Raw genomic sequence first — 12,519 nt, 5'->3', positions numbered from 1 at the left:
TACGCCTGCCCCGAGTGCGACTGAACGCCTGCCCTTCATCTCGGCCGACTTCACCCCTGCGCTTCATCCGGAGGCACGCATGGCCGAGACGCCGATCTCCCGCCAGCCGTCGTGCCCGCGGTGCGACCACGAGCACCACGAGTTCACCCGCTGCCATGCCGACCTCGGTGGCGCGCTGTGTCCCTGCCCGCCTCGCCTGCCGACCGGCATCTACCTCTAGGAGCACTCGTGACCGTCATGTTCCGCGGCCTGCCCGCGTGCGAGTGCCTCGCGAAGTGGCTGCCGGTCTACGAGCGCGAGCTGCAGGAGACTGGCAACCTCGTCGGGCCGCTGAAGGTCTACCAGCTCATCGGCAACGCCGCGGCCTCAGCCAATACCCACCAGCCGGGCGGCGCGTACGACGTCACCGACGGCACACCGAGCCAGGCCGACGTGCTGATCGGCCGGCAGATGGGCGCGGCCGAGTGGCTGCGGACACCTCCGACGTTCTCGCCGCTGCATCGTCACGGCGTGCTGCGCGGTTGCCCCCACAACGCCGGCGGCCGCTACCAGATCGCTGCGCTCGACGCGGGGTTCAACGGTCTCGGCACGGGTGGCCGCGGGGGCCCGGACGACGGCCCGCGCGACTTCGAGGTGCGGACGTGGCAGGAGGGCATCGCCTGGGCGAAGAAGCGGCAACGGGTCCGCGCCATCGACGGGAAGATCGCCGAGGCGCGCGCACAGATCAAAGTGCTCAACGACACCATCGCCGCGGCCCGGGACGACAAGTCCAAGCTGCAGGCCAAGGTCGCGGACTGGATCGACACCCGGGACTCGCTGTGATCCGCGCGCGCCTGGTCAAGCGGTTCACCGTCGACCTCGACATCGACGGCCACGACGCGATTGGGGTCGTCCTTCGCATCACCGGCGGTCTGCAGCCCTTCCGCCTCGTCGTCGTCACCGCCAACCTCGGCCGGGGCTACGATCCCGGCCAGTTCAAGCGCAATGTCATGCGGCTGCTCGATCGCGTCGACGAGCGTCAGTACGTCGTGCTGCTGCTGCAGGAGATCGACGAGGCCGACCCCGCCGACGAGCACGAGAAGCTGCTGCGCTGGCTCGAGCCCGGCACGACCTTGGTGGGTTGGCTGACCCGTGAGCCGATCGCGGTGTCGCCCGGGGTGAAGGTCACCCGCAAGCGCCGCACGCTGCTGATGGAGCAGGGCACGAAGATCGGCGCCCCGGTCGGCACCGGTCCGCGCCGCGACCTCGTCTCGTGCGTCGCCACGATCGAGGGCGTCCGCATCGGTCTCGGTAACCAGCACCCGCACCGCGACCTGCCCAACGCCAAGGTGCAGCACGCACGCCGCCGCGGCGAGCGCGTCACCTCGCGGGCGCTGGCCGACCTCGCCGAGGTATGCGACCTGGTCGTGGACGGCGGCGACTTCAACGACCCGCACCCGCCCAAGGCCGTCCCGCAGCAGCGCACGCTGCACAGTCGCGGCCCCGACCACCTCCGGCTCATCACATGAACCCCCGCCTCGCCGCCGCGCTGTACGCGCTCGGCTGCCTGTTCTGCCCGCGCCTCTGCGACTTCATCGACCAAGCCGTCCTGGGGCACTCGCCCCTCAACCTCGAGGAGACCCCGTGAACAAGATCGCGCCCTACTGGAAGGCCGTCGTCGGCTTCGTCGCCCCCGGCGCTGTGCTCATCGGCTCGGCAGTGACGGAGGCGTCTGCTGGCGCCGAGCACATCACGACCGGCGAGTGGGTGACGGCGGTCGTCGCCTGCATCGTCACCTCGGCCGCGGTCTACGGCACGCCCAACCGCGACCCGGAGGCCGAGCACCAGGACGAGTCGGTCCAGCCGCCCAACGCCTGATCCACCCGCTGAGCAGGAGGAGCGCCCGATGACGTTCTACACGCTGACCCGCCCCGGCGGCCCCTGGGACTACCCCACGCTCGGGTTCACGGCGACCAACGGCGCGGTGCTCGACGGGTCGCTGTGCAACCCGCCGCTGACAGACCCGCCGGACATCTTCTGGGCGGTCGGCGGGTCGGCGGAGTCGGGCATCACGCGCTGGGGCGCGATCATCTCGCCGCCCGCTCCTGCCGAGCCTGAGACCGGCTCGGTGCTGGTGTACGACTCGGTGACCAACCAGGGCACGTGGACCTCGGTCGGGGAGGTCATCGCCGCCGCCCCCGAGGTCATCGCCGCGGTGCTCGAGGCGCTCGGCAACGGCGAGCTGCTCGACACCATCGCGGCCCGCATCGACGGCGTGCAAGTGCACAACGGCGCTTCAGGCACGCTCGTTCTCAGCCCGGCAAACGGGTTCCACGTCATTCGCGCTACCGGCCCCACGACCATCGAGCTCGGCACGCCGCCCGGCTACTCGATCGCCTTCAAGGTGAAGTCCGGCGCCGAGGCCGTCACGATCGCGGGCTCGGACATCGAGGTCGTCGACGACGCATGGGTGACCGGCGTCTACTACGAGGGCGCATGGGACCTCGTGGCCGCGGGCGCCGGCGGTGGCGGAACGGTTGAGCCTGTCACCGACCCGCCCACCCAGCCCGGAACCGTCACCGTCGACCCCACCACCGACGGCTACGCCCTGACGTGGGTCGCCTCCACCGTCGCGGCCGGGTACGAGGTGCAGATCGACGGCGGCGCGTGGGTCGACTCGGGTAGCGACACCGCCCACACGTACACCGGCCTCGGCGCAGGGTCGTCCCACTCCGGTGCTGTCCGCGCCTACAACAGCACCGGCGAACGCTCCACCGCCCGCACCTGGGGTCCGGCCAACGTCGACAGCGTGGGCCTCCACGAACAGCTGCTGGCGATGAACCTCGACATGTATACCCGCTTCTCGCAGGGCTCCATCCAGATTCACGACAGCCTCCCCGGGACTGCTTGGGTGACCAGCGACGGCAAGTCGTTGCCCGCCCTGAACGGCGCGGCGCTGTCGCCCGGCGCGACCGGTTCGGCGAAGTTCACCACCAGTGTCGCGCTGCAGCGCACTGCGATCGGCACGGCGTTCGACAGCGCCCAGAAGCTCACGCTGATCTTCCTCGTGGACGCCGTGACCGACCCCGTCGCACGAGGCGGATCGACGAAGTTCTTCGTGATGAACGAGGGCCAGACCTACGGCCTGGCGAGCGGCGAGACGTACTACGACAACAACACCCTCAAGCACCTGTTCGTCATCAACGCCGAGCGAGACGGCAGCGGCAACCAGGTCCGCACCGCCTACCGCGACGGTGTGCCGTGGACGATGACCTTCACCCCCACCGGCATCAACGCGACCTACGACTGCAACGAGCTCTACATCAACACGTGGCAGTTCGGCGGCAGCGAGGGCGGGTTCCTCCTCGACTTCATCGCCCTCAACGCAGGCGAGCCCGTCACCCAGGAGCAGGCCCAGGCCCTCGCCGTCGCAGCCGGCACGTACGGCAACGGGAGCACGGCGTGACCGTCCGGCGACTCCTCGCCACCGGAGGAGGCGGCACGGGCGGCGGGACCGGTGGCCCCCCGCCGCCGGACCCGACGCTGGTCGTGCCGCGGCTGATGACCGAACCGCTCGGCGTGAACCAGAACACCACCACCCTCACGGGCAGCGGCAAGACCTGGCAGCACACCGCGTTCACCGTCCTCGCCGACTCCGCGGACATGCGGCTGGTGTTCTTCGGCGGGTCGCAGGGGTCGATCACCAACCCGGCGACCCTCAAAGCGTCTGTCCGGAAGGCCGGCGGTTCGTGGGTGCCGGTGACGTTCAGCGGCTCCACGTCAGGGTCACTGCCTCTCGACGGCTACCTCACCTCGGACGCGCTCACCGGCCCCTTCCTCGAGGCCACCACGTTCGAGGTCCGCGTCTACTCGCCCGCACAGAACATCAACGTGTCCGCACCCGCCGCCGTGACGACCGGGGAACACCTGACCGAGACCACCCTCCCGTCACCCGACGCCTTCCCCGCCAACGGCCCCGTACCGATCGGGTTCATCGGGGACGGCCGCGCGACCGCGCTGTCGCTCGGCCTGTACGGCGACTCCATCGCCGCCCAGGGCTTGTGGTGGCAGCAGGCCCTCGCGTCCCGCGCAGTCGCTGGGGTCAACTTCGGCCGCAACGCACAACGGTTCACCGGACGCTGGCTCGGCGCCGATCTCATCGAGGCGCTCACGCACATGCTCGTCCAGTTCGGTGTCAACGACCTCAGCGACAACATCAACACCACGACCATGTGGGCGCGCGCCGTCGACAACTACGACTACATCCACGGCCTCAACGCAGACCTGCCCCTGTGGCAGACCACACCGACGCCGATCGTCGACACCGACGATGGATGCGCCACCCTCTCGGGTCAGACGGTCCGTGACTACGCCGCCACCTACCGGCAGCCGTGGATCGCGTTCCTCCGCGACGGCGCACCCTGTCACCCGACCACCCGTGCCGCCCTGTCGGTGGGCGCGACCGGCACCGTCATCCGCGCAGGCCAGACCGGTCACCCGCTCAAGGGTGTCGTGGACATCGCAGCAGCGGTCGAGCAGGGCGGATCGAGCTCGCCCACCGGGAAGTGGCGGGTCGACCTCGGCGCGCTCGGAGGTGACGGCGTGCACCCGTCGAACCTCGGCATGACCGCGATGGTGCCGCCGGTCCAAGAGTGGGTGGAGTCGCTCAGCGCCTGACCTACAGCACCAGAACCGGCCCGTCTCCTCGGAGGCGGGCCGGTTCTGTCATTTCCCCGCAGGCTCGAGCTGCACAGCCGGACGGGCCCTGCCACGCAACCGCTTCTCAACGGGCCGCTCGAACGCCTCGTACAGGAGTCCCGAGAGTGCGACGGCGACCGCGATCGCGATGAACACTGTCCATCCGTGCTCACTCGTCCAGGGCCGGGCCAACCGCAGGACGATGTTGTGCACCATGTAAAGCGCGAACGACCACAAGCCGAGCCGGACCATCACCGGGTGGGTCAGCAGCCCCTCCCGGCCAGCCGCATCACGCGCGGCGAACGCCATGACGACGAGCGCCACCGAGGGAAGCATCACGAGCGTCGCAGCCCACGCGTGATCGGCGAACCACCCGCCGCTGAAGCGGTTGAACGCAAGCAGGGCCACGAACGACACCGCGACTGACGCGGAGGCAAGCGATGTCGGAACGAGCGCTTGGCGCGCTGGAGTCGCTCGTCGCGCCGCCAGGCCGAGCGCCATCCCAACGACGAACTCGCCAACCCTGTACGCAGGGAAAGTGCTCACGTACCCCGGCGAGCCGAGCGCCTGAGCCAAAACCCCGCCGACTACCAGCCAGATGACCCCGGCCACGAGCATCACCGGCCACCCACGCCGCCGCCCGAGGATCACCAGCACGGGGAACACGGCGTAGAAGAACGCCTCGGCCGACAGCGACCAAGAGACGTCGTTGAAGGACAGGATCACCTCGGAATCCGGGACCCAAGCCTGCAGCAGCGCCAGATTGATCGGTGCCGCCCAAGCCGGCCCGTAGACGTCGACCAGGCCCGCGGCTGCGAGTCCCGCCGCCAGGCAGAAGGTGAGCGCGTGTAGCGGCCAGACCCGCGCGAATCGACGCCGGTAAAAGCCCCTCGCGGTGTCGTCGTCTCGGGCCGACCAGACCAGCACGAACCCGGAGAGTACGAAGAAGAAGGTCACGCCGAGATATCCGTACCTCAGCACAGCGAGGGGCTGGAGACTAGGCGGATACACCATCGGGTCGGCGTGATGCGCGACCACCAAGAACGCAGCGATGAAGCGGAGGCTCGTCAGCGACCGCAGATGCTGACTCCCCCGAGACATGTCCGGGAGTCTTCCACAGATCAGCCGACCTGGGCTGTTGCTCTGTCGGACCCGCGACCCACACTGGCCCGATGGCCCTCACGATGCGCGACACCTACCCCGAGCACCAGCGGCCGGCGTGCGTCATCACCTTTCCAGACGGCCACGACCACGCCGGGCCGCGGCAGGGTGAGATCCGTGCCCGCCTCGTCGACGACCAGGGCGACTGGTGGTTCGAGGTGCAGTGGCGCAACCCCTTCCACACCGCTCACATCGCCGCCGTCCCCGTCGCCTGGTGCAGACGCCCCGAGCTCACCGACGACGACGGCCTCGTGACACCGCCGCCGGCACCCGTCGAGCAGGCTGTGTCGCTCGGCCGCGACGCGCACGCCGACTGTCCGCGGTGCACGACGTGCCCCAGCAGCAGGACGAGCCACTGCAAGCACGCCCACAACACCTGGGGCTAGGGGCGCGACCCCAGACGCACGCCGACCGCCACGATGCCGATGAAGACGAGCACCTGCCCGACGAGCGCGGACAGACCGCCGAGCAGCAGCAGCACGCCTCCCGTGTCGCTCGTGCTGTTGAAGTCGAGGTAGGCGAGCAGCCCGCCCAGCGCGACGAGGAACAGGCCGAAGCCGATCAGCGTCGCGACCTCGGTCCGGGCTCCCCACTGCTCCGTGCTCATGGCTGCACCCTAGGTCGATGTCGGACCCCCTGCATACCGTCCTCGGCATGCAGCAGCTGACCGACGACGAGCAGGCCATCCTCGACTTCGAGGCCCAGCAGTGGACCCACCCGGGCGCGAAGGAGACGGCGATTGTCGAGCAGTTCGGGATGCTGGCGGTCCGCTACTACCAAGTGCTCAACGCGCTCATCGACCGACCGGAGGCGCTGGCGTACGCGCCGCTCCTGGTGAAGCGGCTGCAGCGACTACGGGATGGGCGAGCGAGGCAGCGGTCGGCGCGTCGACTGAACGCCTACTCGTGACCGTTGCTACTTCGCTGCTACATCAGGCCCCGCGAACGGGGCATCTCACGCTCAAAAATAGGTGAGACCCCGGCAAGTATGAGTTGCCGGGGTCTCGGTGTCTTCCGGACCGAAGTCCTTCCGACACCGCAGTTCTATCCCGGGGGTGACCGGCGCCACAACCCCTCGTGAGGGTGAAGTTCGGGCGCTACGGCGTGTCGCCCGGGACACGCCGGTCGGCCGCCGCGTAGGCGTCGATCTCGGCTCCGATGCGCGCCTTCACGTCGTCGGGCGCGTACGACGCCGCGACCGCTGCGCGGGCCAGGTCGGCGACACCCGCCTCGTCGAGCCCGAGCAGGTCCGCGGCGACCTCGTAGTCCTGGCTCAGGGTGGTGGCGAACATCGGCGGGTCGTCGGAGTTGATCGTCACTGCCACGCCCGCGTCGACGAAGGTGCGCAGCGGGTGGTCCTCGATCCGGTCCACTGCGCGGGTCGCGATGTTCGAGGTCGGGCAGACCTCGAGCACGACGCCCGTCTCCGCGAGGTGGGCGAGCAGCTCCGGATCCCGGGCGGCGGAGACCCCGTGGCCGATGCGCTCGGCACCCAGCAGGCGAAGGGACTCCCAGATCGTCTCCGGGCCGGTCGTCTCACCGGCGTGGGGCACCGAGTGCAGCCCCGCGGCCCGCGCCCGGTCGAAGTGCTCCCGGAACTGGGCCCGCGGCACCCCGGTCTCCGGCCCACCCAGGCCGAAACCGACGAGAGCGTCCGTCCGGTGCCGGAGGGCGTACTCCAAGGTCGCGTCGGCGGCCGGGATCCCGGACTCGCCGGGGATGTCGTAGATCCAGCGCAGCACCAGCCCGAAGTCACGCTCGGCCGCCACGCGGGCGTCCTCGATCGCCTCGGTGTAGCCCTCGATGGCGATGCCGGCCAGCACGGAGGTGTACGGCGTGCAGGTGAGCTCGGCGTAGCGGAGGTTCTGGCCCTCTGCCATCTCGCGGGCGACCTCGTAGGTCAGCAACCGGATGTCCTCCGGCGTGCGGATCAGGCCGACGACCGCGAGGTAGACCTCGATGAAGTGGGCGAAGTCGCGGAACGTGAAGAACTGCTTGAGGCCGTCGAGGTCGCTCGGCACCCCGGCGTCGGGGTGGCGCGCCGCGAGCTCGGAGACGATCCGCGGCGACGCAGACCCGACGTGGTGCACGTGCAGCTCGGCCTTGGGCAGGCCGGTGATGAAGGACTGGAGGCTCACGCCCGGCAGTGTCTCAGGCCGGATCAGCCGACCATCTGCTGGGCGATGTCGGCGATCGTCAGGCCCTCGCCCTCGACCTTCTTGCCGTCGATGAGCACGGTCGGGGTCGCGTTGACCCCGGCCTTCGACGCCGCGTCCTCGGCGGCGTCGACCCAGCCCTCGTAGGCCAGGTCCTCGATGCCGGGCCGCACGTCGGCCTCCGTGGCACCCGCCTGCACGGCGAGGTCGACGAGGTCGTCCTTGCTCGGGAACGGACCATTCTCGGACGGCTGGTTGTCGAAGAGCAGGTCGTGGAACTTCTTGGCGACGTCGGGACCGGAGGCGTCGAGGACGACCGCGAACGCGTTGGCGGAGTCCATCGAGTAGTCCCCGAGCCGCGAGAGGAAGTTCAGCGGGCGGAACTCCACGCTGACGTCCCCGGCCTCGACGGCGGCGTCGAGCTGGTCGCGCACCGTCGTCTCGAGCTGGCCGCAGAACGGGCAGAGGAAGTCCTCGTAGACCACGACCTGCTTCGGCGCGTCCGCGTCACCGATGCGCATGCCGTACGACGACGTCGCGCCCTCGGGCGGCGTGTCCGGCTTGTCCGAGCCGAGGCTGGTGACCAGGAAGTAGCCGCCGACGATCAGCACCAGGACACCGGCGACGAGTCCGAACCGGGTGAGCTGCTCCTTGCGCTTGGCGGCCTTGCGGCGCTCCTCGGCCTGCACGCGGGCGCGCTCGGTGCGAGCCCGCCGGGCCTCCCGCTTGGCCGCGGTCGCGGCCTTCTCCTCAGCGGTCCTGTGCGAGGTCTTCTTCTGCGCCATCGAGGCTTCCTTCGTCGTCGTCTGGATCAGTGTCGTCGTCCGTGCCGGAGGTGAACAGGACGGAGTCGAGCGCGAACCGCGAGCGGGGCCGGACGACCAGCCAGAGGCTCAGCGCCAGCAGTCCCACGTCTCGGGCGATCTCCCCGGGGTACTTCGCCGCGGCGTCCGGGATCTGGCCCCCGCCGCCGAAGCAGCCGCAGTCGATCGACAGCCCGCGCGCCCAGGCGCTCGAGATGCCGATGATGAAGGCAACGAAGAGCAGCGCCGAGACGATCGAGGTGCCGCGCACCAGCACGCCGAGGACCAGGCAGAGCCCGATCACGACCTCGATGACCGGGAGCAGGTGCCCCACGGCGGGCACCACTGCCTCCGGCAGGAGGTCGTACGCCCGCACCGCGCGCACGCTGTCCGCGGGGTGCGGCAGCTTGAGCGCGCCGGCCACGATCCACACGCCACCGGTCACCAGGCGCGCGACGAGGCCGAACCAGTCCCTCACCCCTCCGCTCACACCCCTGAGGCTAAGAGGTGACCCTGAGCCGTGCCTGAGAGCGTCCGCGCAGCGCGTAGGGTGGCGGCTCGTGAGCGACAGACTGGTATGGATCGACTGCGAGATGACCGGCCTCGACCTCGGCGCCGACGCGCTGATCGAGGTCGCCGCGCTCGTGACGGACTTCGAGCTCAACGTCCTCGGCGAGGGCATCGACCTGATCATCAAGCCGTCGCAGGAGTCGCTGGACCAGATGGTCGAGTTCGTGCGGAGCATGCACGAGAAGTCCGGCCTGCTCGACGAGCTCGACGGCGGTACGACGCTCGCGGACGCCGAGGAGCAGGTGCTGGCCTACATCCACGAGCACTGCGCAGAGGGCAGCCGTCCCCCGCTCGCCGGCAACACCGTCGCCACGGACCGGGCCTTCCTCGCGCGCGACATGAAGGCGCTCGACGCCTTCCTCCACTACCGCATCGTCGACGTCTCCTCGATCAAGGAGCTCTCGCGCCGGTGGTACCCGCGTGCCTACTTCGCGGCCCCGACCAAGCGTGGCAACCACCGCGCGCTGGCCGACATCCAGGAGAGCATCGAGGAGCTGCGCTACTACCGCGAGGCCGTCTTCGTGCCGCAGCCCGGCCCGGACAGCGCCCTGGCCAAGGAGATCGCGGCGCGCCACGGCGGGCAGCTGACCGGGCTCGGGATCGAGGGCGGGCTCGAGGCTGACGGCGAGGGTGGACCGGATTCCAGCTCCGGCCACTGATTGCCCTACACTTCACGTCGTCCTCGACGCCCCGGGCAACCGGTGACGATCGAGCAGGCATGGTGGGTATAGCTCAGCTGGTAGAGCGCCGCCTTGTGGTGGCGGATGTCGCGGGTTCGAGTCCCGTTACTCACCCCAACAGCGCGAGGCCCTGACCGACTGGTCAGGGCCTCGAGCTATTTGCGGGGATCCGGCCGGCCTACACGTCGACGACCACGACGCCGTAGTTGTCGGGCGCCCCGGCAGCGAGCACCGCCGCCTCGACGGCGTGCGTCACCTCCTCGGGCGTCCCCGGGGCGAGCAGCAGCTCGGCGAGCCGACGCGGCTCGAGGACGCTGTGCACGCCGTCCGTGGTGAGGACGAACCGGTCGCCCGCGTGCAGCTGACGGACCGACAGGTCCGGCGCCGCCGGCGCCCCCGGGGCGAGCGCGCGGTTGAGCAGGTTGCGGTCGGGGTCCGAGCGCGCCTCGTCGGCGGTGAGCCTCCCCTCGTCGATGAGCGACTGGACGACCGTGTGGTCGCGGGTGAGCCGCTCCAGGCTGCCGTCGCGGACGACGTACGCCCGCGAGTCACCGACGTGGGCGACGAGGGCCCGGTCGCCGGCCAGGAGCAACGCGGTCAGCGTCGTGCCTCCCGCGTCCACGCCGCGGGCGGCGACGGCCTCGGCCGCGCGAGTGACGGTCGCGTCGAGCGCGCCCAGCGGGTCGGCGACCTGCTCCGCGCCGTCGAGGCTCGCGAGCGCCTCGAGTGCCGCGTCGGCGGCGCCGTCCTCGCCGTAGCCGTCTGCGACGGCGAAGACCCGCTGACCGGTGACCTGCGCGGCGACGCGGTGCTCGCGCGGGTGGACCCGGTCGAGGTCGAGGGATCGTCCGCCCCGGCCGGCGCGGTGCGCCGAGCGGGGAGCCGGGTGGTGGGTGGCGGTGGGGTGCATGTCGTGTCCTCTCATCTCTGACACGAGAGCGGCGACGACGTGGCGCGACGACGCGGTGTCGGCCTCGACCTGGCGCCAGTACGACAGCAGCTCGGCCGCTGCGGCCTCGCGGTCGTCCAGGCCGACGATCGTGGCGATGCGCCGCAGCGGCACCCCCACCGACCGCAGCCGGGCGACCAGACGCGCCCGGTTCACCTGGTCCGCCGTGTAGCGCCGGTAGCCGGTGTGCGCGTCCACGTCCGCGGGGGCCAGCAGCCCCAGGTCGTCGTACAACCGCAGCGCCTTGGCCGTCAGGCCGGTCGCCCGCGCGAACTCGCCGATCGTCAGCATCGTCGTCCTCTCGTGACCGGGACCTGGCGTCGCCGGCGAGACGACCATCCGGCTTGACCCGAGGTCAAGGTCAAGCGCTCTCCCTCGGCACGGCCGACCGACGCTGCGGGAGGTGGATCGGGAGCGGCGGTGCACCGATCGGGTTCGCCTCGGCGACCACGTCCATGGCGTCGATGATGTTGCGCAGGTTGATGATGAGGGCGCCGTAGATCGGCCACTCCGGAGACCTCTCGGTCGCCCGCATCTCCTCACTGAGCTCGACGAGCCTGCGCCGTACGTCCAGCAGCCCGCCCGGGTCGGCCTCCGACGCCGCGCGGCCCGCGTCGCCGAGCATCTTTATCCACGGGGTCGCGAACGCCTCGCCCCACGTCTCCCGGTGCGCGCTCTGCCCGCCGAGGGTGCGGGCCAGGCTGCGCGTCTCCGCGATGGCCTGCTCCATCCGGCGCAGCAGCTCGTGCCAGTGCTCCGGGTTCTTCATCGGGCGGGCCGAGCGGCGCGGGTTCATGCGGGCGCTCTCCTGCGCCTGACGCACGAGCGCCCACGCCTGGTCGAGGTCCTCGTCGAGGTCGCGGGTGCGGTCGATCCACGCGGTGATGTCCTCGTCCTGGCAGCCGTCGCCGAGCCCGCCCGCCATGTCGATGAGGAGCTCACCGATGCCGTCGTCGATGCGGTCGAGCGCCTTGGCAGCCGTACGACGACGCAGCGGGGGCCACACGATGACGTTGACCAGCAGCCCGACGGCGACGCCGATCGCGGTGTCGAGCAGCCGCGACACCAGCATCACGTCGTCGTCGAAGCCGGTCGCCAGCACCACCACGCCGGTGGCGGCGATCGTCGTGGCCTCGGCGCCCAGCCACGGCACCGACCCCAGCAGCAGCGCGACCGCGAGCAGCAGGGCCATCGACCCGGTCGTGAGCCCGAGCCACTCCCCCACGGCCGTCGCGAGCAGCACCGCCACCACCGTCGCGGCGACCTGCTGCGCGCCCTTCGAGAACGTCCGGTAGACCGTGGCGTGCACCACGAGCAGCGCCGACCACGGCGCCAGGAACGGCTGCGGCAGGTCCAGCACGCTTGCCGCGATGACCCAGGCCGCCACGGCCGCGAGCACCGTCTTGGCGAGCTGCAGGCAGTCGTTCCACCAGATCGGGTCGCTGAGCCGGTCGTCGACCCAGGTCCTCACCTTCTCCATCTCGAACCCTCCCATCCGCTCGACACTACGGGGCGCGGGGAGGC

At 70.7% G+C, this 12,519-nt stretch carries 17 protein-coding genes and 1 tRNA gene; 11 read left to right on the top strand and 7 right to left on the bottom strand.

Features of this window, described 5'->3' with window-relative positions:
• The first annotated feature begins 79 nt into the window (after positions 1–79).
• The 7 genes from L2K70_RS04680 to L2K70_RS04655 are packed head-to-tail and all read left to right on the top strand — an operon-like array spanning position 80 to position 4,656.
• The gene (locus L2K70_RS04680; RefSeq protein WP_236399722.1) at positions 80–220 is read left to right on the top strand and encodes a hypothetical protein; all 141 of its coding nucleotides are present in this window, start codon (positions 80–82) and stop codon (positions 218–220) included.
• An 8-nt stretch (positions 221–228) separates the two neighbouring features.
• On the top strand, positions 229–822 hold the full coding sequence (locus tag L2K70_RS04675; protein WP_372477472.1) for a hypothetical protein: 594 nt from the start codon (positions 229–231) through the stop codon (positions 820–822).
• On the top strand, positions 819–1,508 hold the full coding sequence (locus L2K70_RS04670) for a hypothetical protein (RefSeq protein WP_236399719.1): 690 nt from the start codon (positions 819–821) through the stop codon (positions 1,506–1,508). The genes L2K70_RS04675 and L2K70_RS04670 overlap by 4 nt, the downstream gene beginning before the upstream one ends.
• Positions 1,505–1,627, top strand: coding sequence for a hypothetical protein (locus L2K70_RS20980; protein ID WP_268930173.1), 123 nt, complete (start codon positions 1,505–1,507; stop codon positions 1,625–1,627). Before L2K70_RS04670 ends, L2K70_RS20980 begins: the two co-directional genes overlap by 4 nt.
• Positions 1,624–1,857: a hypothetical protein gene (locus L2K70_RS04665; RefSeq protein ID WP_236399717.1), complete on the top strand. Its 234-nt coding sequence runs from the start codon at positions 1,624–1,626 to the stop codon at positions 1,855–1,857. Before L2K70_RS20980 ends, L2K70_RS04665 begins: the two co-directional genes overlap by 4 nt.
• Before the next feature lie 28 nt (positions 1,858–1,885).
• Positions 1,886–3,445, top strand: a complete 1,560-nt coding sequence (locus tag L2K70_RS04660; protein WP_236399714.1) for a hypothetical protein — start codon at positions 1,886–1,888, stop codon at positions 3,443–3,445.
• A complete protein-coding gene (locus tag L2K70_RS04655) occupies positions 3,442–4,656 on the top strand; it encodes an SGNH/GDSL hydrolase family protein (RefSeq protein WP_236399711.1) in 1,215 nt (404 codons plus the stop codon). Before L2K70_RS04660 ends, L2K70_RS04655 begins: the two co-directional genes overlap by 4 nt.
• A 48-nt stretch (positions 4,657–4,704) precedes the next feature.
• Here L2K70_RS04655 and L2K70_RS04650 read toward each other — a convergent pair whose 3' ends face one another.
• Positions 4,705–5,778: an acyltransferase family protein gene (locus tag L2K70_RS04650; RefSeq protein WP_268930172.1), complete on the bottom strand. Its 1,074-nt coding sequence runs from the start codon at positions 5,776–5,778 to the stop codon at positions 4,705–4,707.
• 71 nt (positions 5,779–5,849) lie between these two features.
• Here L2K70_RS04650 and L2K70_RS04645 point away from each other — a divergent pair, with 71 nt between their 5' ends.
• A complete protein-coding gene (locus tag L2K70_RS04645; protein ID WP_236399708.1) occupies positions 5,850–6,224 on the top strand; it encodes a hypothetical protein in 375 nt (124 codons plus the stop codon).
• On the opposite strand, the gene L2K70_RS04640 is transcribed toward L2K70_RS04645, so the two are convergent.
• Positions 6,221–6,445 carry a hypothetical protein gene (locus L2K70_RS04640; protein ID WP_236399705.1) on the bottom strand — a complete coding sequence of 75 codons (225 nt, stop codon included), beginning with the start codon at positions 6,443–6,445 and terminating at the stop codon, positions 6,221–6,223. The genes L2K70_RS04645 and L2K70_RS04640 overlap by 4 nt on opposite strands.
• A 47-nt stretch (positions 6,446–6,492) precedes the next feature.
• On the opposite strand from L2K70_RS04640, the gene L2K70_RS04635 reads away from it, so the two are divergent.
• A complete protein-coding gene (locus L2K70_RS04635; protein WP_308195736.1) occupies positions 6,493–6,747 on the top strand; it encodes a DUF3263 domain-containing protein in 255 nt (84 codons plus the stop codon).
• Between the two features lie 187 nt (positions 6,748–6,934).
• Here the strand turns inward: L2K70_RS04635 and L2K70_RS04630 are convergent, their stop codons facing one another.
• The 3 genes from L2K70_RS04630 to L2K70_RS04620 are packed head-to-tail and all read right to left on the bottom strand — an operon-like array spanning position 6,935 to position 9,286.
• Positions 6,935–7,975, bottom strand: coding sequence for an adenosine deaminase (locus tag L2K70_RS04630; protein ID WP_236399699.1), 1,041 nt, complete (start codon positions 7,973–7,975; stop codon positions 6,935–6,937).
• A gap of 23 nt (positions 7,976–7,998) precedes the next feature.
• Entirely contained in the window at positions 7,999–8,778 is a 780-nt protein-coding gene (locus L2K70_RS04625; protein WP_236399696.1) for a DsbA family protein, read from the bottom strand.
• Positions 8,744–9,286: a MauE/DoxX family redox-associated membrane protein gene (locus L2K70_RS04620; RefSeq protein WP_236399694.1), complete on the bottom strand. Its 543-nt coding sequence runs from the start codon at positions 9,284–9,286 to the stop codon at positions 8,744–8,746. Before L2K70_RS04620 ends, L2K70_RS04625 begins: the two co-directional genes overlap by 35 nt.
• A gap of 70 nt (positions 9,287–9,356) precedes the next feature.
• Between L2K70_RS04620 and orn the strand changes: the two genes are divergently transcribed.
• Both orn and L2K70_RS04610 read left to right on the top strand, forming a co-directional pair.
• Positions 9,357–10,025 carry an oligoribonuclease gene (orn, locus tag L2K70_RS04615; protein ID WP_308195734.1) on the top strand — a complete coding sequence of 223 codons (669 nt, stop codon included), beginning with the start codon at positions 9,357–9,359 and terminating at the stop codon, positions 10,023–10,025.
• A gap of 62 nt (positions 10,026–10,087) precedes the next feature.
• Positions 10,088–10,163, top strand: a tRNA-His gene (locus L2K70_RS04610).
• A gap of 61 nt (positions 10,164–10,224) precedes the next feature.
• Here L2K70_RS04610 and L2K70_RS04605 read toward each other — a convergent pair.
• Positions 10,225–11,286, bottom strand: a complete 1,062-nt coding sequence (locus L2K70_RS04605) for a MerR family transcriptional regulator (RefSeq protein WP_236399692.1) — start codon at positions 11,284–11,286, stop codon at positions 10,225–10,227.
• 70 nt (positions 11,287–11,356) lie between these two features.
• Entirely contained in the window at positions 11,357–12,490 is a 1,134-nt protein-coding gene (locus tag L2K70_RS04600; RefSeq protein WP_236399689.1) for an FUSC family protein, read from the bottom strand.
• Positions 12,491–12,519 lie beyond the last annotated feature (29 nt).

Source organism: Nocardioides potassii (assembly GCF_021648885.1).
Classification (GTDB): Bacteria; Actinomycetota; Actinomycetes; order Propionibacteriales; family Nocardioidaceae; genus Nocardioides; species Nocardioides potassii.
Note: the sequence above shows the minus strand (reverse complement) of the source record. Positions and strands in the feature narration are given on the sequence as shown.

Coding starts and splice junctions, on each gene's coding strand:
- L2K70_RS04600 (WP_236399689.1), bottom strand. CDS start 12,490: ATGGGAGGGTTCGAGATGGAGAAGGTGAGGACCTGGGTCGACGACCGG.
- L2K70_RS04650 (WP_268930172.1), bottom strand. CDS start 5,778: ATGTCTCGGGGGAGTCAGCATCTGCGGTCGCTGACGAGCCTCCGCTTC.
- L2K70_RS04625 (WP_236399696.1), bottom strand. CDS start 8,778: ATGGCGCAGAAGAAGACCTCGCACAGGACCGCTGAGGAGAAGGCCGCG.
- L2K70_RS04635 (WP_308195736.1), top strand. CDS start 6,493: ATGCAGCAGCTGACCGACGACGAGCAGGCCATCCTCGACTTCGAGGCC.
- L2K70_RS04640 (WP_236399705.1), bottom strand. CDS start 6,445: ATGAGCACGGAGCAGTGGGGAGCCCGGACCGAGGTCGCGACGCTGATC.
- L2K70_RS04680 (WP_236399722.1), top strand. CDS start 80: ATGGCCGAGACGCCGATCTCCCGCCAGCCGTCGTGCCCGCGGTGCGAC.
- L2K70_RS20980 (WP_268930173.1), top strand. CDS start 1,505: ATGAACCCCCGCCTCGCCGCCGCGCTGTACGCGCTCGGCTGCCTGTTC.
- L2K70_RS04645 (WP_236399708.1), top strand. CDS start 5,850: ATGGCCCTCACGATGCGCGACACCTACCCCGAGCACCAGCGGCCGGCG.
- L2K70_RS04660 (WP_236399714.1), top strand. CDS start 1,886: ATGACGTTCTACACGCTGACCCGCCCCGGCGGCCCCTGGGACTACCCC.
- L2K70_RS04605 (WP_236399692.1), bottom strand. CDS start 11,286: ATGCTGACGATCGGCGAGTTCGCGCGGGCGACCGGCCTGACGGCCAAG.